Annotated in this window: 12 protein-coding genes; 3 read left to right on the top strand and 9 right to left on the bottom strand. The window is 37.1% G+C overall.

Annotated features, from left to right (window positions below; all coding sequences use genetic code 11):
- Nucleotides 1–5: 5 nt before the first annotated feature.
- Nucleotides 6–2,018 carry a peptidoglycan DD-metalloendopeptidase family protein gene (locus tag ACO1B7_RS16265; protein WP_423090398.1) on the bottom strand — a complete coding sequence of 671 codons (2,013 nt, stop codon included), beginning with the start codon at nt 2,016–2,018 and terminating at the stop codon, nt 6–8.
- Between the two features lie 243 nt (nt 2,019–2,261).
- Between ACO1B7_RS16265 and ACO1B7_RS16260 the strand changes: the two genes are divergently transcribed.
- Complete coding sequence (locus ACO1B7_RS16260; RefSeq protein ID WP_005028665.1) at nt 2,262–2,756, top strand: spectrin repeat-containing protein; 495 nt, start codon at nt 2,262–2,264, stop codon at nt 2,754–2,756.
- 61 nt (nt 2,757–2,817) lie between these two features.
- Here the strand turns inward: ACO1B7_RS16260 and ACO1B7_RS16255 are convergent, their stop codons facing one another.
- A complete protein-coding gene (locus ACO1B7_RS16255) occupies nt 2,818–5,823 on the bottom strand; it encodes a DotA/TraY family protein (RefSeq protein ID WP_005028667.1) in 3,006 nt (1,001 codons plus the stop codon).
- Nucleotides 5,824–6,089: 266 nt separating this feature from the next.
- On the opposite strand from ACO1B7_RS16255, the gene ACO1B7_RS16250 reads away from it, so the two are divergent.
- Nucleotides 6,090–6,503, top strand: coding sequence for a hypothetical protein (locus tag ACO1B7_RS16250; protein WP_005028668.1), 414 nt, complete (start codon nt 6,090–6,092; stop codon nt 6,501–6,503).
- 49 nt (nt 6,504–6,552) lie between these two features.
- Nucleotides 6,553–6,954: a hypothetical protein gene (locus ACO1B7_RS16245; protein WP_005028669.1), complete on the top strand. Its 402-nt coding sequence runs from the start codon at nt 6,553–6,555 to the stop codon at nt 6,952–6,954.
- A 48-nt stretch (nt 6,955–7,002) separates the two neighbouring features.
- On the opposite strand, the gene ACO1B7_RS16240 is transcribed toward ACO1B7_RS16245, so the two are convergent.
- From ACO1B7_RS16240 to ACO1B7_RS16210, 7 genes are all read right to left on the bottom strand, one after another.
- Entirely contained in the window at nt 7,003–8,859 is a 1,857-nt protein-coding gene (locus ACO1B7_RS16240; protein WP_005028670.1) for a phosphohexomutase domain-containing protein, read from the bottom strand.
- Nucleotides 8,860–8,956: 97 nt separating this feature from the next.
- Entirely contained in the window at nt 8,957–9,439 is a 483-nt protein-coding gene (locus ACO1B7_RS16235; protein WP_005028671.1) for a hypothetical protein, read from the bottom strand.
- A gap of 8 nt (nt 9,440–9,447) precedes the next feature.
- Nucleotides 9,448–10,236 carry a hypothetical protein gene (locus tag ACO1B7_RS16230; RefSeq protein ID WP_005028672.1) on the bottom strand — a complete coding sequence of 263 codons (789 nt, stop codon included), beginning with the start codon at nt 10,234–10,236 and terminating at the stop codon, nt 9,448–9,450.
- Complete coding sequence (locus ACO1B7_RS16225) at nt 10,190–10,570, bottom strand: hypothetical protein (RefSeq protein WP_423090397.1); 381 nt, start codon at nt 10,568–10,570, stop codon at nt 10,190–10,192. Before ACO1B7_RS16225 ends, ACO1B7_RS16230 begins: the two co-directional genes overlap by 47 nt.
- Nucleotides 10,545–10,763, bottom strand: coding sequence for a hypothetical protein (locus ACO1B7_RS16220; protein WP_423090396.1), 219 nt, complete (start codon nt 10,761–10,763; stop codon nt 10,545–10,547). Before ACO1B7_RS16220 ends, ACO1B7_RS16225 begins: the two co-directional genes overlap by 26 nt.
- A gap of 272 nt (nt 10,764–11,035) precedes the next feature.
- Nucleotides 11,036–11,467 (bottom strand): hypothetical protein, encoded by a 432-nt coding sequence (locus tag ACO1B7_RS16215; protein ID WP_005005806.1) that lies wholly within the window; start codon nt 11,465–11,467, stop codon nt 11,036–11,038.
- Nucleotides 11,468–11,476: 9 nt separating this feature from the next.
- Nucleotides 11,477–18,703, bottom strand: coding sequence for an LPD1 domain-containing protein (locus ACO1B7_RS16210; protein WP_227504984.1), 7,227 nt, complete (start codon nt 18,701–18,703; stop codon nt 11,477–11,479).
- Nucleotides 18,704–18,802 lie beyond the last annotated feature (99 nt).

The raw sequence follows: 18,802 nt of genomic DNA, 5'->3' as shown, positions 1-18,802 counted from the left end.
CTCTATTAAGGGTATTCAGAATAGTAAGGGCATAAACGCATAACAATACCTTCAAATGTAACGGCTTCACCTAAAGTCACAACACCATCACGAGGGTTTCTATCAAGGTTTCTGTTCGCATTATATTCACGACTAGGACTTTTATATGGTCCACCTAAAACTAGAGCATAAAACCCAGCTATTGTTTTATTATTATAGTCGCTTTTACGTTGTCGTGCTTTTACTGCAAGGTATAAATCTAATAATTCGACTTGTTGTTGAGCACTCAGGGTAGTGATTTGCTTAGGGTTTGATTTAATTGAAGCTGGTATTCCTCTCGCTGTTAAATCTGAAGCATTAATATCTGTTATACCAATTTTAGTCCATTGACTTAAACCATATGCACCAGCGTTGTTGTCAATTTTAAGATTAAAACCGGCAGATTCAAAACCAAGAATAGCTGCAACGTCATTAGGGTTATAACCATGTTTTAAAGCAACACGCTTAATACCATCTTTAACCGCACCAAAAGCACCTGGTATACCCCAACCACATTTACGATCTGGAGTACCTTGTCCACCTTTTAAGATTTGTGCATCTGAATAAACTTGCCCGTTTCCACCTTCATCAAAAAGCTGTTGCATTTCAACTACTGCTACTTCAGGAATAACAGTTGGTTGTTCAGCTTTCGTATAAAGTTCATCTACACGGCCAGAATAGCGTTGAGTTTCTGACGCTGTATAAGCTGCCAAAAGAGCCTCTAAGCGTTCATTTTGTTTATGGATCTCTTTAGTCAAATAGTTTTGTGCATTGATAATGTTTAGCTTTTCAATCAAAAGCCCCATCATCGACATGGTTGCTAATTCATTAAACCATTTAGAGTTGCCATAACGTCCAGTACCAATGTTTTCAATTAATTCTGCTGGCGTAGAATTAAGTGCACCAATATCAAAACCCACATCATCAGCCGTACCACCAAATATAGTTCTAGGCGGTGCATATTGAGCAACATCATTTGCATAAATGGTACCGCTTGCAGCTGCTTCAGGTGAGATAGTACCGTCAGCAATCATTTGAGCGACTTGCACTTGTGCAGATCCATAAGCATCCATCGAAACATCGCCACTAAATGCAAGTGCTGGAAGCTTTTTGCCTTGTTTTACTGCAATGCCATCTACCGATGAAGAAACGGGGAGGGTGATTCCTGTTGATGATGAATATAAGGCATTCCATTGAGTCCTAATGGTGTTACCCAAGTACGGTGTGTATTTGTTTTCTAATGCTTGTCCTTGTGGCGAGACACTAATCACAACGTCCTGAGGTAAATATGGCGTAGGATCTGTTAACTTATATTCAGAACTACCCACATATGGCGCAGATCCTTTAACGCGTTGCTGAAGTGCAATGGATGGATTTTTAAAAACTTGATCTAAGTTTTTATTCAGCCAAACATCTAGCCCACGTTTTGCTTTTACACCATATTCAATGTGCAAATGCACGGCACATGAACCACAGCCTTTATTTGACATGTGTGCGATGTTTTGACCAGCTTGAATACGTTGACCAGGGTAAGCGTTAAATTTTTTTTGATACGATGGATCAGTATGGCGATACATGATTCGATCGCCAGTATCCATCTGCATAATTAGTGGGTTAGTGGTTGATTGGTTGCTTGAACCAGATGAACGTGTGTCATAAGAGACAATAGAACCTGAACCAATTGCTTTAAGTGTAAGGTCATTAGGATTCGCACGACTAATATCAATACCGTTATGACTACCAGCAGCGCCCCCTCGCAAACGAAATTCACCAAAACGACCAGCACTACGGCGCCCATCATTCGGCATGATCGAATATTTATGGAAAATCATTTTTTGAGCGTTGTTAGGAACTTTTGCCGTATTAGCGTTTGTAGCGGTTACGTTTTCAGAAATAGGATCGGCGTTAGCGGTATAAATAAAAGCCGAGCAAGTCACTAAAATTGCGACTTTAATGCCACAGCTCAAGGGCTTTAATTGAAATGAGGGTCTAAATTTCATAAGTGAATCGCCAGGCTTAAAGGAAGTTCTTAAAATAAATTAACTTCTTATTAAATGTCCCTAATATCTAAGTGGACGGATTAAGTATATACGATTAAATACTTATTTTATACTTTAAAAAAAGTTTTTAGGTTTTGTTTTAAGATAGTATATACATATAGCGTTAATCTTATTGATAGGTTTAAGAATAAGGTTACATGGTTTTAATATTTTAATTTAATAAAAGTAGTGAGGTATCTAAATATGTTAAATCACGCACACGTTTTAAGCGCTACTTTCGACCAAGCGATTGACCGTGCTTCAATGGGATTAGACTTTTTAATCCAAAACAAAGTACACATGAAGAATGAAAATGCCTTGTTAGCTCACATTGAAATGCTAGAAAACAGAATCAAAGGTATTACAAATCAGTACAACGAATTGGTTACTGAAGCGAACGCACACATTGATGACGTTACAAGCAAGCACAATGAGCTGGCGAACAAGTACAACAATGTTTGCGCCCAAATGAAAGCAAAAGACATCGAGCTTAATAACAAGCAAATTGAGTTAGAAGAAGAGCGTATCAACAACTTTGACTTACTTGTGCAAAACCGTTCATATAACAATTTGAACCGTGCTTACAGTCATGCAGTTGGTCAGCTAGAGAAAGATCAACAGCAACTTGTTAATATCGGCGTTCGTAGATTTATTTTTAACTCTACAAACAAAAACAACATTCAGAAAATCAACTTTTAATTATGAATATTTTGATAAAAAAAATGGTGCTTATAAAGCACCATTTTTTATTGTCTAGATTTTAAGGTTTACCTTTAAACTTAGACAGAGTTGAACTTAAACCTGAACGCACACGATTAGTCATAGTGCTACGGCCAGAAATATTAGATTTCTTGGTTGCACTAGAACTAGCACCAAAACGTGCATTAGGAGTCGAACCAGTACCATACGTATAGCCAGTACCACTTGCAACATTCACACTACCGAAAGTAGAACCAGTCTTAGATGCTGATGCTTTAGCTACACCACGATTAAACGTAGAAGCTGTTTTTCCGTAAGCATTTGCACCATATAGACCACCACCAGTAGTAGGCGTATTATTTGTACCACTTACACTTGTAGCACCCATACCGAATGTAGATTGACCTTGGCTTGGGGTAGGTGATGTTGGTTTAGCACCAAGACCAGTTCTACCACCCGTACCACCAGTGACACCACTTGGAGTAATACCACCTGTACCACCAGTTGCAGCGCCAAAAGAAGCGGATCTAGCTGGCATGTTTACAGGGCTATATGCAGTCGTACTACCAGTACCGCCTAATGTATTACCACCTGTACCACCATTGCCACCACCACCACCTTTCGGATTATTTGGACCACCCTTACCACCATCAGGACGTCTACCAGGCGGTAAAGGACGGCGAGATGCTGGAGATGGACCAGACAACGTACTTGCAGCGCCACCAAACTTTTGAATAGCTTCTTTTGAGTTTGTTTCACCCCACTGACCGCCATTCAATCCAGAACCAATCCATTGTTGTACTTGGTCAGCAACACTAAATACCAACCCGTAAATCAGGTAGATCGCTGAAGTCATCAAGAATAGATATAAGAAGAACTTCCAGATAAACGTAATCAGCTCAGTAAAGATAACTGTAAACGTATTAGATGAATAAGCGATGCTCATTGCACCTTGGTAGCTAAAGAACATATCAGTAAGCGTAACAAGAGCTGGCCCGATAATAATTTCAGCCATCCAGAAACCAACAATGATAAATATTGGTCGCATGAACAACGTTAATACCGTGACATAACCTTGTGTTTGGCTACCGACAAAAGTACGCTCAGGGATCATGTGCATTAGCGCCCATAAAGGCAAACCACACACAGCGTATAGGATATGGATGATCCAACCTACACAAGCTAGACCAAAGAAGATCATTGGCATATATGGAATAACAACCGCCATCCACACACCAAGAATCGTCAAATACGTTACTAGCTGACCAAGGATAGGAGCAAAGATATTTTCAACGGCATATTCTAAAGCGTTGGTGCCTTCTTCAGTTACGCCCTTAAGCCCTGGTACCCATTGAACAAGAGCAGAACCAGAACGAGCAGTAAGCACGACTAATTTCATGCCGACAACAGTACCTTGAGCCACAGCTTTATAGACTAAGATTGCTTCACCAGTATCTTGAATATTACGGATAACATTCGTATTGCGGTGCAATGTAGTAGGGCTGATATTTGAGCTTGACGAATTATTATTTAATAATTCCGCATCGCCTTTTTCACCGACCAATACACCCATTACCAATGATTTAGTAATGTTTGTTGCCCAAGCAGAACCATATGCCGAAAACTTTTGATCGATGTTGGATACTTTGTTTGAGTCACCACCATCGGTAGACATTGATATTAAGTTGGTAGAGTCGGCAATATCGCCGTTTGCCACCCAATTATTGTTGGATGTAATGCTACCAACAGCATTATCCATTGCAACATAAACGGTGTTATAAATTGCTTCACCTTTTGAGTTGCTCATGATTGCTGAATTCAGTGTAGGAGGGCTGAACGTCCACAAAGGTTCAGTAATATACTTCTCAACAATAGCGCGATATTGACCTACTTTAATACGAGCTTCAGGCGTCATCATCCAACCGCGCTGATTTAGCGTATTAACAACAGTTTGAACCGCAGTATAGCCATTTTCAGAAGTCAGAACATTATTCGTTACGGTATGACTCTTATTCACATAATTATCAACTAGCGCATTGAAAGCATCCATAGCAGCTTTACTAATCGGGAATGTTCCTTCCTGTTCAGTGGCATTAGGGCTTACTTGATATGCGATATACCACTTTTCTAAATCGATAAAGAATTGACGATATAGATTGTTCTTTTCTTGTTGTAACTTAGCTTGAACATTTGCCAAAGCAACGTTGATCTTGTTTTGATCTGATTGGCGAAGTTTATAAACAGGAATGTCCATTAACTCAGCATTAACCGCAGCTGGATTAACAACGTTCATTGAAGCACCGCCACAGATCGGCTCTTTTTTGCCCCCAACTTCTAAACGGCTGTCAGCGTAAGCGAAGTTATAAGTAACAGATGTCCAGTTACTTGCAGTTTTAGCGGTTTTATCAATGTAGTTTTGCTTTTTCTCTACTGCAGTCATGCTAACACCAGGATTAGCATTCGCCCCATAAGCACCATCACTAAAATAGCGCCCGAATGCTGGCGGTAGAGTATAAAACTCTTGGTTTAGAACGTTAATACAATGCAACTGGCGAAGCATAACAGGCGCATTTTTCCTAAATCCAAAGATGTCACGCTGATGATCGTGCGTATCTGACAAACTAGCCGAAGCCATTAAGGATTCGCCTAACGTTCTATTATTAATTGTATTGGATACATTATTTGACCATAGCACCATACCTAGCACGACTACTTGAATGAAACAGTAGCCGGACGCCGTAGGTAAAAGTAAAATAATCGAATATAATATTCGGGAAAACATCGTAGTGACTTTTGAATCTTTCCCGAAAGCTTCACCGTCCTGGGCGCTTTTCAAAAGTGCTGTTAAACCAATACCGATCGCAAAAACCAAAACCAACGACATTGCCACACTAGCTACACCGCCTAATAATATATTAGTGAGTAAACCTGATGATGGTACTGTCGAGGCTGGTCCAGACGCATTGATAAACGCATTGATGAAGTCGTGTCCAAAGATAGATGAGAGAAGAGTAACGGCTTGGTCGCCATCACAATTCGGATTTGTCGATTGACAAAATAAACTCATAGCTAACTCACCGTTTTTCTTAATGCTTCTTATACATCGCTTACTTAAGACGACTAAAAGCAAAGTGTTATAAATTACAAGTTAGACGTTTAACTAAAAGGCTTAATACCTTTTAACCAAAGAATCATTAAAACCATTTTATTACAAATAACAATGGTTTTTAAATTAGCAATAATGTACCACAAAACTGTTATTGGTATATACAGAAAGTTTAAACATGACTTGCTAATTGTTTTAAAGATTTAGTTTAAATACAAGAGACTATTATGGATAAAGCAAAGTTTACATCTCACTTAATTTTACTGTCGGAAATTAAGAAATCTGTATCTAAAGATATGGGGAAAGATATAACTGTTTTAGAGTTATCCTACATACTCAACCAAAGCATAAATCCTTTAATGGCAATAACTTATAAAGAAAAACTAGATAAAATAAATACTTTTGAATTAGATCCTATTGAAGTTCTCAAAAAACGGAAGAACCTAAAAATATTAAAAGTATTAAACCTCATGCTTACGTTAAATCTAGACAAAACCATTAAAAAAGACGATATAGAAAGTTACAACGAGTATAAAGACAAGTTTTTAGAGAACATCGCAACAATAGGTTTAGACAGATTAGAGCAAGAAGCGTTAAAGGTACAAATTGAAAATTTATTGAAGTATAATTGGGTATCTTAATACATCTCTTAATTTTAAGATTCTGACTTTAATAAAGGGTTTAAGCCAAATGGAAAACATACAGAACGAAGAAGATATACTTCAAGACGCGACCAGAGCCGTTTTTAATTGTGGCACTAGTTTTAGTGAAGCTAAAGTAGTTTCCCTTACTGACGAGTTTAACCCACAACCTACACTACAAACACAACGAACCAACCTAAAATATATCTACGACAATAAACTACCGAATGAAATTGGACGTCAATTAGCGCAAGAACCAGAATACCAAGAAGAAACACGTTCATTACTTGTTGGTCACTTTAAAGAAATGGCTCTAGAAGATTTAATTGAGCAGCAAGATTACCAAAACCGCTACAAACAAACAGATCCAGAATTGGACCAAGACAATGAATCTGAAAACAATATGGATAATGAATACACATCACGCCCACCAGAGCCTAGACCTTGGTAAGCCTAACCATTAAAAAGAAAATGCCCGAATGATGGGCATTTTTTATATCTACGTAATATCTAGCTTCAAAAGTTCAGATGGATCTATGCGCTGACGGAATGAACATGCGAGTTCTTTTACAATTTGATTTTGATATTGTTTGCGGTCGAATGTGTCAAAAGCTGAAACCTCAATTTCAGGATCAGTGATTGCATTTAGAAGATCCTTGGTTGCATTGAGTGATGCTGTAGGACAAACATAGATAAGGTTAAGCACTGAAGTACGAAGCAAAATATCTAATAAGTGATATTTGGGCGGTTCCAGTTCCTTATCTACATTAGAAAAGTAGTTCACAAGATAAATGTCATTTGATAAATGCAGATTGATATTGTCAATGAGATCTTTGGTAACACCGTCAAGAATGCCATTCACCTTCAACAAAAGTTCAGTGTTTTCTATGTCTTTAATTTTTTGCGTATCGACACGTTCATTAAATAAGTTGTTTAGATTTCTCAAAAACTTTGGTTGTGGCGCCGTAGTTTCAAAATACATCTGATTTTTAATACGGTTCTTCATGTAAGTTTGGATCATCTTAGCTTCAGAAGAAAGAAACTCAATCTTAAACGTGTCGTATGACACTAGATCAATAAATACTTGCTGGCCAGCACCCGACTTAATATCAAACCAGTTCATAAAAATACTGGCTTTGAGTGATTTCAATTGTTTAAGAATAGCCGTCTTCTCAAAATCATTCATATTGAAGTAGCTACTTGAAAAAGTATCGAGATAAAACTTCCATTTATCTTGCACTATATTCCACGCTTGATTAATAGAAATGATTGGAGCATCTATAATTTCATCTTTGATGAATTTTGACAGCTCATATAATTCATTTAAACGTGCTTGGTAGTTGAAGTCTTGAGTAATCACATTCTTTTCTGATGTTGTGGACTCAGAATCCTCAAGATCCGCACCAACCAATAAATAAGCATCGGTTACTTTTGGTGTTTCCTTATTTGACGGTGCTGGTACTGGAGCACTAGAAAGTTCAGTGGAAAAAGTTTCATCATCTTCCGCTGGCGTATACGGCGGTGTAGTCTCTTCATTAGGAGAACGTGCGTCTGTACGTTCAGCAAAAAAGTAAAACAATTCTTCTTGCGGTGCAACTTTAAACGGCGTCACATTATTATTGATGATTGCTTTTACAATATGGTTTGCCAGTTTAAGCGTGTAGGATAGGGCATGTATATAAAGCTCTAATGTTGCAAAGTTACTGGTATCAACTTCATTAGCACCAAACCAAGATAGGTTACGCAGTTCAAGCCAGCTCGTGAAAGAAGCGTGAGAGCTATTAAAACTTAGATCTACGGTCTTGGACAAATAGATAAAAACGCAAAACAAAAACCTATTTTTGTACTCATACTTAAATACATCAGAATCGGTCCAGATCTTATTCTCAATGAGAGCAAGAATGTAATTTAAAAGCTCATGGTGTTTAATCGAATCGATTAAGTTGTCTGGTAATACTTTTAGTTTATTAAGGTGTGGTTTTACAGGTGCATCATTGGATGGTTTAAGGAAGTGGTAGAACAAGTTAAATGTTTGCGTATCATCTATATCAATTACAGGTTCATAATCATCTTCATCTACGTTATTTAGATCCTGTTGAATATCGACTATTTGCCCGGTGTGACCTTCTGAACGGTCAATCTGGCAGATACTAAAAAGAACAGGCAAAACCCCGACAATATTACGGTTGTCAATTGTTTGATAGTGGGTATCAAAAAATATCGTATCAGCTAAAAACGTACCTTTATGATAGTTGAGAAAGAAGAATAGTACGTTATTTAAAGAACGGTGATTTTCACCAGAAGAGGTGTTAGAAGTAGCGTTAAAGTCATCGAAAAAAACTAAATTTGTATCCATCTAAAAATACTTTAAACCACACCCTTAAACTATTACTAATAAGCATATAAGTTTTAAGAGAGGGTTTAAAGTTAATTTTAAATATATTTAATGGAGTTTAAGACATGGGGCTTTGTAAGCGCTCTACATTTGATGAAAGGTCAGAAACATCTTGCTCTAAAGTCATTGCCTGGTCTATCGCACGTTTCATTAAATATTCTTGATTAATTTCTTTAGGCTCTTTACGAGTAGCATTCTTTTGTTCTTCTTCTAATTTGAAACGTTCAAAAGCGAAAATAGAACGAATAATACATAAGCTATCTTCAAGTAGGTCTGAATGCACTTTAGGAAAAATTAGATCAGGATCTAAATCAGATGCGACTTGGTTAAACAGCATAAATTGATCGCGATGTTCGATAAGAAATTCATCATATGTACCGAACTCAGATTCGATCATATCTGGACAATTTGCGAGAGTAGAGACTTTCGTATCTTGTGATAACAGAATTGAATCACCTGATGGCGCAACTAAAGCATGAATAGGTTGTTCTGCAATAGGAGCCAACAACACTACAGTAAATGGGCGTGTTTGGTTTTTCATGGTTAGTCCTAATTAATATAAAAAAAGCTTTGGCCAAAAAGTCTATTTTGAAATTTTGGTAGGTTAATGGAATCGAATAGAAGGTCCGTCTCTTTAGTACACTTCTGATTAATTAGATAAATGATATTTTGAAGAAGTGCAATTAATTTAAATGGACTGTTGTATTCATTGAATATGGGTGCAGCAATGCAAAGAGTCTTTTTTCTATCGGTTGATAATGCCCATGGGTTCACCAGGGTAAAGCTCACCTTGGCATTATTATGTTCAATTGGTCGTGCATAAATATCAAGAACATCGGATAAAGTAGATACCTTTAATTCTTTTGAAATGTCAGTAAGAATCTCACTGACTTGAAGCGCTGTTTTATCATGAATATCGCTTATAGTGATGCAAACACCACTATTACTATTCATTAAATTTGCATAAAGAACTTCAATAACCATGGACTCGTCTTTGGATAAATCCTTTAAATTGGCATTGACTAAATCTATGATCCGATCTGATTTTTGTTCAAGTTTAATTTGAAGCAAAAGCGGTTCATTCTTTTTTGAAACAGGGAGTACTTTATAATCGCTAAGATTGTAATTTAACCGCTTCATTTCAGTAATCAGTGTTTCTTTGGCATTATCAAAAAGCTTCTGATCTCTCTTGGTTAAACCAATAACAAAATTTGTAGACATGAGTATATTCATGATCCACAAAGCAGTAGATAAGGATAAAACACTATCCTTAACAACTTCTGAATCTGAATCAGAAAACCCAGATATTTGCTTGATTTTGTCGGTTATCGAAATCATGTGAACCCTTGTTTAATTCGGCATTTTCATCTGAAACTTTGTCAAAAAGATTAGTTTGATTAAGTACGTCTTGGATATTTTTTTGTGGATCATCACTGAGTAAACATTGGAATAGGGCGCTAATTAAAGTAGCAAGTGATGTTCCATAGTCATTGGTACACTTGATTAACTGGCCAGCATCTAAGCAAATTGGTGTTTCATCATCATAAAGCAAGTGTAATTCTGGTGATTCAGCATAAACCAACTTTACATGAGTATCCGTGATGATTAACTCAACTTCTAAGTACTCATTATTTTCAACAAAATATTTAAAGCGCAACATCAATGTCATCATCGCCACGTTCTATATATACAATTTGTCGATCGGTCGTATTGGTATGGCTGACGAATCTATTCTCTTTTGTGATCTGATCAATGTAGTTCAAAAAGATGGTTTTGAGTGACGCACTTAAAATACCTTTGGCAGCGAGTTCACTTTTCAAGTAAGGCAGAAAGTTTTCAAGATTTTCATGCAATGGTTTTTGCATTCGATCATCTCCAATGGGATTAATAAAAGGGCATACACATCAAATGTACAGCGACTCAGTTATGACTATTTCGTTACAACAGTTACTTAAAAGACTGCAGACTGTTTGACTTATAAAACTGATACTTTCGCCACACTTTTAATTCAGAAATATCTAACTTGTTTCTAAATCAATATGGCTTTATTTGATTATAAAGCCACATTGAAAGTTTAAATATTTAAAAATTATTTTTAGTATATACCTAAATCTAAGATTTAAAATGGATCTAACTTTTAACTGGCAAACTTTGTTGCTTTGGTTAAAAGGGTTAAGTCTTCATGGAATTGATTTTTTAAAAACCCATAGTTAAAAACGTAACTAATAAAGGTGAAAAACTCTAATTGGTTCGGTATTTTGTCTTCAAGAATACTGACCTCTAATTGCAATGTTCCTGTTGCACGTTTCTTAGAATGAAACTTAAGACCATCAAATGTTTGACCGTAATAAGTTGATATTTCCAAGAAAACTAAACGGAAAAAATAAGGGAAGATTTGAGAAACAACACGCTCAGGATCATCAATTTGAGTTAAACGTCTACCGTTGTGATATTTAAACTTAATACCATCAGCCATACTTTTTTCTACCAACAGGCGAATATAGGCATGACTACGAGTAATCATGCTTTTAAGTGGCGTTTTTGCTTCATGAATATTTTCGTATTGCATTTAGTTATCTCACATCTCAAGTCTTAATTGGTCAGCTTCATTTTCTTTTTCAATCGAAACTTCAGCAATAATTTTTTGGGTATTTTCGTTTTGCAGATCTTGATCAAATATTTCATTCACACAAGTTTCGACTAATTGTTCAGTCAAGTTTCTGCAGATCTCAAACTCTAAACCTTTAGGTTGTACGGTAGGGTAGCCGTCAATTAAAAATGAGTTTTTCATTTCATTTTCATTTGAAACTTTAGAGTACAAATAAGTCTCAAAATAACGAGCAAACATTTCGGTACTGGTCGCGTAATACGGCGTTGCACGATTTTCAGCACTGTCGATATTTAAACAGTCCTTTTTATAACGCGATAGATTGTCACTAAAACGAATATCACCTACGTTAACTTCAACGTCTTGCGACTTATCAAAGAAGTTTTGCATTTGAGTATGAGGATTTTTAACTCCCTCAGGCATGTACTTCTCTACCAGGTTATAGAACTTGTATTTAGATGACTCTATCAAGTATTCAGATAGGTTTTGCGATAGTGTTTTTAAATCCACATTCGCTGCGTTCGCAACACCTGTAATTTTTTCTTCCAAACCGGTTGTAGGTAAATGATGTTCTGGCTGGCGCATATCATTAAGTTTTTGCTGATAGCGCTCAAACGACTTAAAGCTTATAGCATTAATGTCAGTGTTAATTTTAGAGACAATGACATCCACCTTGTCTTGAACTGTACTGAAGAAAGATAGGTTTGTATCAGCTTTATATTCACGCTCATACTTCTTCAAGTACTCTTCAATTTTCTCAAACTGACGGCGAATGAGATCTTCATAGTGCTTTTGGTGCCAGTCAAAGAAGCTGTTTAAGGTTTTGCGCGTAGAATTAGGATAATTCTCTTTATTCTTAATCACTTCATCATGCATTGAATCAGCAACAGTGTGGTACGCCTTGATTGCAGTCTCAGCATTCTCATGAAGTACTTGACCGTAATTTTTCATTGGCTGAACTGGCTCATTCATCATCGCACGATGTACCTTTTCAAAAGCACGACCGGACTCAGTAACAGGGGAGTATCCAGCATCCAACATATTTGATAAGAAGTGTCGTGCACCTGGTATCTCAAAATTAGGGATGTCTTCATAATAGTCCTGAAGTACAGAACGATTCATTTGAGCGTGATTTTTATATACTTCCGCTTTTTCCAACATTCCCAAGTGTGCATCTAGCGCATGGCCATACTCATGAGCCAAACTTCCAGATCCGCTATCACGAGTTAAGTTAACCACGTTCTTAGACAGTTCAAAATGCGCTGCAGATCCTTTAATTCCGCGTGAAGCCAAAGCAACACCCAAGTTCAATAAACCATTGTTTGATTTAAAGCCCATGAGTTGTTTTAAGTCAGCCAATGAGTCATACACGGCATTAACCAACTGTTGAGCCACAGGACTAACTTTATTGCCTACTTCAACACCACGGATAGAAAAGTCATCTTTAAGCTTGAATGAATCCACATCGGCACCTTGGCGATGATCAGGACCAGTACGAGAGTAATTTAACAATCCGTAAATACTTGATTGGACTTTTTCAGTCACAAAGCCATTTTCAAGTTTTTTCACTTCACTGGTAAATGACGGCAAACGTGGTGCTTTAGGTGTATTCACAGCTTCAGTCGTTGCTTCTATAACTGGTGCAACAGGATCTTTAACATAAATAGGTGCAGATTCAGCTTTAACTAAACCACTTTCAATCGCACTTTTCAGAACGTATGGTTCAAGCACAGTTGAATATAAGCCAGTACGTTGCATGTTGCTGATCGCATCGCTCACATCTTTAGTGACTTTCGACTTACCGTAAAAATCAAAGATCTTACCTGTTGATAGAATCTCACTGAGTTCTTTATCAATCGTTTTTTCGATGATTTTCTCAAGCTGAACACTGATACCGCCTGTATGTTCTGGCATAATGTAGTACTCATTCAAATTGCTAAGCAATTCGAAGTAGTTTTTGTAGTTGTTCTTGGTACCTTTACTATAAAGCCCGATATAGTCTTTACGTTGGCGATCAGTCATACCAAGACTTTCAGCAGATAAGCTTTTATTGTTTCTTACCGCATGAATCAACTCTTCTTGAGTATCTACCATCAAATTTCTGATGTTAGAAACAACAGCCACATACGCACGTAATTCTGTCGCTCGTTGGCTATCAAGCATCAACGCATTTTTAGAGAATAACGGTTTAGTTGGGCAGTAGTCATACATTGCCTTTACGAATATTTTGTCATCAATACCGAGTGGCGTATTGGTGTACCAAGCTTGGAATTCTTTATTTGCAACGATTTTTGCTTTTCGATAGTCCGTAGCTGTTTGATCGGCTGATGTCGCTGAAATATATTCCAATGAAATGTATTCACCGTAGCGATCTTTATGTGCACCGCCAAACTTGGCACCTACATCACCTAAGTACATAGCAGGGGAGTCACTTGGCTCTACCTTTACATCAACAGGCACATATTTGTCTTTTGGTACCAATTGATCGATAAACGTGAAGTCAGTAAACACACGGTTTTGAAGTTGTAAGACATCTTCAACTGAGCGCATACTTTTAACAGGAAAAACGCACAGAGACTTGTAATCACCGTGAATATCGGACTTATCACCAAAAAGTTTAACCGATGCATATTCATTGTCGGTCGATGGCTTGATGGCCAAAAACAATTTGTGATTTTCAGTTTTGATATACGGCTTTATGTGTGCGGTTTGATCGTATAGAGCACCAAGCGTATTCGTAATCAAAGTTTGGAAATGCAAACTTGCTAACTGTTTATTCTCAAAGTCAGTTTTGTGTTTAATCTGAATTTCAGGCAAGTTAGATAGTGCTAATTGCTCTAAAGTGGTACCGAAATTAACCTTAGATTCGATAGCATTTAAGATTTCGTGACTAAACTGGTCTACATCATCAAAACCAGTAATCAATTGATACTGATAGTCATGAGACGGTATACGAAGAAGCACGGCAGTTAATTGAGGCTCATAGTCCGTATCAACCATAAACAATTGCGGTGTTTCATCTTGTTGAGATGATTTGTTTAGCAACTTGTATTGGTGAACTTTAGGGTTGGAACCTACAAAATGCTCAGCATAAGCCTGTTTAATCGTATCTTGTAATGCTTTGACATGCTCAAGCATGACGGCATTGACTTCATTTAAAGCGGTTAAGGTTTTATATTTTTCTGCAAACGCCTCATTCACGGCGATCTGCTCTAACATAAATCTAGGCTGAATATCCTCAAGTTCTGGATTACCTACACGGTTTAATACAACACTAAATTTGAGCTTATTAATGAACGGATCAGGTTCACCATTGATACCATTGCTAAAAAGTTCTTTAAGATCACTTTTCTGAAGTTTAGAGTTCACCAAATCAAACGGATGAACTTCTTCAAATGCCTGAACATCAAAAACTTTGGTTAAGTTTTTAGGCATGATTGCTGTCTGGCCATCTACATGAGCGATAACATAGGTGTACGCTGGAGAGATGTTGCTCAGAAGCTCAGTGACTTCATTCGGTTTTTTATCGTAGCTAAGATCCTCAAACTTTTCGTATGTTGCAGAATTAAGATTGCTGATGAAATCTAATTTAGAGTTGAAATTAGATGGATGATCAGAAATGTACTGGAACATCTTGTTTGGTAAAGACGTAAACACTTTATTGATTAAAGTTTGCTGACTATCTTTAGCTTTGAAGAAGTTGAGATCTGACTCGTAATATTTTTCAAAAGTGAACTTAGCTGGAGGCATAAACGTCATGCTGTTGCGTGAAGTCGATAACTTAAACAAAGCATTCGCAGACGTTTTAACCGCATCTCTATCATTAAAGCCAGTAGCCTTATGTATATTGGCATCTAGGGAAACTGAATGCCCAATAAACGGCGCATTTTTGTCTTTATGATTGTAGAGGCGTATATACTGAAGATCATTCTTTTGAAACACAGTTATAAACAAATCATGATCAGGGATCTTGATTGCGCCGTGGTGATCTTCATAGTGCTTTACAGCATTTTCTAGCTGAGTGTTAAAGTATTCAGATTCACTATTGAACTGTACGTTCTCTTCTTCAGCTGTTAGAGAAAAATATTTAACGTTATTCTGAAAAGCTACATTAGGTTTGAGAAGATCCTTAATCACCTCAAATTCTTTTTGTACTTCAACATCAAATTTGCCAAAAACTGTACGCTGATTAATATCAATCAGGTTCAGATAGTTGAATAGCTGAATGTTGTTGTAGTTGTGGTTCGGTAGGGCAGTTTTGTTTAACTGGAGCTTACCATCTTCTAACTGCATGCTTTGGACTTGCTTCAAGTCATCTGCAGTCAGCTCTACACCAAAGACTTTCTTAGTTTCTTGTTTGAGCTCTTTATCTTCACCAGCAATCACTAAGGCAGCTAGTTTTTGTGCCTTGTCATAATCGCCATCTTCTAGATATAGGGTTTTTTCAACAAAATACTTGGCAATGTTCGCATACGCTTGATTTGTTGCTTTGTAGCCATCGGTAGACAATGAAAAATGTTTGTTTTCATCAAATTCATTTGATTTAACGGTTTTAACTTTTAAATCGTCAATGTCACCCGTTGGTTTAATCTGAACATAGATTTCATCTGCAGCGAGATCCATGTTCGAGACAAATAAGGTCGAATTTTTAGAATAAAACTGACGTTCGATACTCGACAACAGATCCTTTGCATCTTTACGGTCTTCTTCCATGTCAGACTGCATATCTTCAGCAATCGACTTGATGTTTTCGCCACGGTCATCCTTTGTGATAAATGACCAGTCTTGTTGCGGATATTTGGCTGTTAATGCCTTTTGGAAGCTTTGAACTTCAACAAAGCGATTGAACTGACGGTCCAGACTAAACCCATCTGTATGTGATGAAGTTTTAGCAAGAATATCCTCAGGAACAGAATCAGATTTAGTCTTACGATTGAAGTTTTCACTTGCATTTGGCACCAATAAATTACGGAATAAAATCTCATTTACACCGTTCTTTAAGAATGACGCACTTTTAGTTTGTGATAGAGATTGTTTTAAAAATGCTTCATCAAAGTTTGATTCATCAAGAAGCCGAGTAAACTCTTCAAAATACGCTGAAGCTAATTTATCGTTATTAGCAAGATCAGCCGTGCACAGATCGCTTAACTCTAAACGCTGTACATCTTGCTCTAGCTCTAAAGGCGCAGAAAAATCACCAGCAACAAAATCATTGATATTTTGCTCAACATAATTGTTCGTGCGTGACATCAACATATCAACTGCAGTTTCATTATTCACAAATTCCTGAAGCTCAGGCGTGTTAATTGAAACCAATTGATTGTCGAATTGCTTAGATAGTAATTTGAACAGATCCGCTTTATGTTGATTGCTTTCTACTTCAGATTCAAAACCTACAAATTTGCCGTTTTCATCTTTAGCGTAGTAGAAGCTGTTTTTATTAAACAAAAAGGTATTTGTTGCAGACGTAATGCCAGATACCAAAGTTTCACTTTGCCATAAGACTTTTTTAACTTCATTGTACTGTTTTGAGATCTCAACATTGTGTGTGTCGATTTCGTCAGAGATCGCTTGAATATCATCTACGCTGAAGTTTTTTGTTTGTGTAGCTGAGCGCACGACATCTTGAATTTCAGCATATTTCTGATTTAGATAATCACTATATTGCTTCTCAATTTGTTGAGCTTGTTCAGTAGCCTTAGGAATGACATAGACATCCAAGATCTGTCTAATTTCAAGCATAGACGGCGCGAAATCACGCACCTTGTCATTGCCTCTTGCATCCAATAATTCTTCAGGAAACTTTAAGAGCTCTTTAAGTACGGCAACATCATCAATTTCTGGAGTAGGGAGGTCATTTGCAATGTTGAGTAGATCAGACTCAGTAATAGATGCCTTCTCAGTTGCCTCAAAATTAACATCAAGGTCATTCAAGATCTCGTTAACATTTGATTCATTGAGTTGTTCTTCTAGTTTACGCTGTTTGATTTCAGCAGATTGGTGATCATAGAGCGCATTAAACTTAGGAACGATGTTTACAGAGAATTCAGAGAACTCTTGGCTCAGATCGGCAAAGAAAACTTTACCTGTTGGCATCTGGCGTACCATTTGTTGTAAGACATCATGGCGAAGCATGGCAGCGTCATACACCATCTTATCTACAAGGCGTGTTTCAATACCTTGTTTAGACGCCATCCATGTGCCGTGTTCATCTTTATAAAAAGCTGGAATACCTTGTTTAGCTGATTCTAATAGCTTTGGATACGGCAATTGCTGTTGATTAAACACACGGTCTATCACAACAAGATCAGAAGCTAATTTTTGTACATAAGCATCAACATCTTTAAAGCTCATGTTAAACATTCTGTTGCCACGGCCATGCTCAATCAGCTGATTAAAAGTGGACTCGTATTCATGAGCAAAATGCACCAGGTTAATATTGTCATTTAACCCCAATGCTTCATACGGATCATGAGCAAAGATTTCAGGAATATGGCGCAAGTCATCAATAATCAGTAACGAACCATCTTTTTCGTAATTGACGGGTACTGCAAATGGAGACAACTTAATTTTGGCTAGATTATCTAGACTTTCGCCACTGGCCATCGCCGATTCTTCATCTAGATAGACTTTAGAGAAGATATTTTCATAGCCATAATCTTGAAGACGATTAAAAGGAATTTTTGAAGACTGAAATTGAGCCAAGTAGGATTTGTTCGATTCCTGAAGACTGGTTTTCAGCGTATCAAGGATATTAGATCCATTGTTTAGCTTACTGACATACACTTCAGGGAAAGCAGAAAGGCGTTCGGTCGCTGATGCGAAGTAACTTTTCCAGTTCGGAATGTTCTTCTTAAACGGTAGATTGGTGAGATAAATATCTTCTTGCTTAGTCGGTACTTTCATATCGTTGGTAAACGCTGGAAAGACCTTCTGAAGATCGTTTAGATCGATACCAGACTTTGCCGGGTTCTTATAGTAGTACGCATGAATACCATCATCATTTTGCACTTCATAAAAATGGGCATCCATTAACACTTGTTCAAATTGCTTAGAACTGTTTTGTTCAATAGATTTTTTGAATTGCTCAAATTCATTAACAACAAGCATCGCCGTTTTTGGGCGAAAATTGTTGGCTGGCGATACTACAAGACGCGCACCAAGACCAGTTAAATTAGGCCATTTAACTTCATTCACTTTATAGTCTCCTACTTGGTCACATAGCATGATCCAAGACTTTAAAACGACTCTTACGAGTACTTATATGTGCTTATATTAAACTAAAAAATTAACTTT

It is taken from the genome of Acinetobacter lwoffii, assembly GCF_049367455.1.
Lineage (GTDB): Bacteria > Pseudomonadota > Gammaproteobacteria > Pseudomonadales > Moraxellaceae > Acinetobacter > Acinetobacter lwoffii_W.
This window is presented reverse-complemented; position numbering and strand designations above follow the sequence as displayed.

Excerpts from the sequence above, each read along its gene's own strand:
- ACO1B7_RS16265 (WP_423090398.1), bottom strand. The coding sequence starts at position 2,018 with ATGAAATTTAGACCCTCATTTCAATTAAAGCCCTTGAGCTGTGGCATT.
- ACO1B7_RS16260 (WP_005028665.1), top strand. The coding sequence starts at position 2,262 with ATGTTAAATCACGCACACGTTTTAAGCGCTACTTTCGACCAAGCGATT.
- ACO1B7_RS16255 (WP_005028667.1), bottom strand. The coding sequence starts at position 5,823 with ATGAGTTTATTTTGTCAATCGACAAATCCGAATTGTGATGGCGACCAA.
- ACO1B7_RS16250 (WP_005028668.1), top strand. The coding sequence starts at position 6,090 with ATGGATAAAGCAAAGTTTACATCTCACTTAATTTTACTGTCGGAAATT.
- ACO1B7_RS16245 (WP_005028669.1), top strand. The coding sequence starts at position 6,553 with ATGGAAAACATACAGAACGAAGAAGATATACTTCAAGACGCGACCAGA.
- ACO1B7_RS16240 (WP_005028670.1), bottom strand. The coding sequence starts at position 8,859 with ATGGATACAAATTTAGTTTTTTTCGATGACTTTAACGCTACTTCTAAC.
- ACO1B7_RS16235 (WP_005028671.1), bottom strand. The coding sequence starts at position 9,439 with ATGAAAAACCAAACACGCCCATTTACTGTAGTGTTGTTGGCTCCTATT.
- ACO1B7_RS16230 (WP_005028672.1), bottom strand. The coding sequence starts at position 10,236 with ATGATTTCGATAACCGACAAAATCAAGCAAATATCTGGGTTTTCTGAT.
- ACO1B7_RS16225 (WP_423090397.1), bottom strand. The coding sequence starts at position 10,570 with ATGATGACATTGATGTTGCGCTTTAAATATTTTGTTGAAAATAATGAG.
- ACO1B7_RS16220 (WP_423090396.1), bottom strand. The coding sequence starts at position 10,763 with ATGCAAAAACCATTGCATGAAAATCTTGAAAACTTTCTGCCTTACTTG.
- ACO1B7_RS16215 (WP_005005806.1), bottom strand. The coding sequence starts at position 11,467 with ATGCAATACGAAAATATTCATGAAGCAAAAACGCCACTTAAAAGCATG.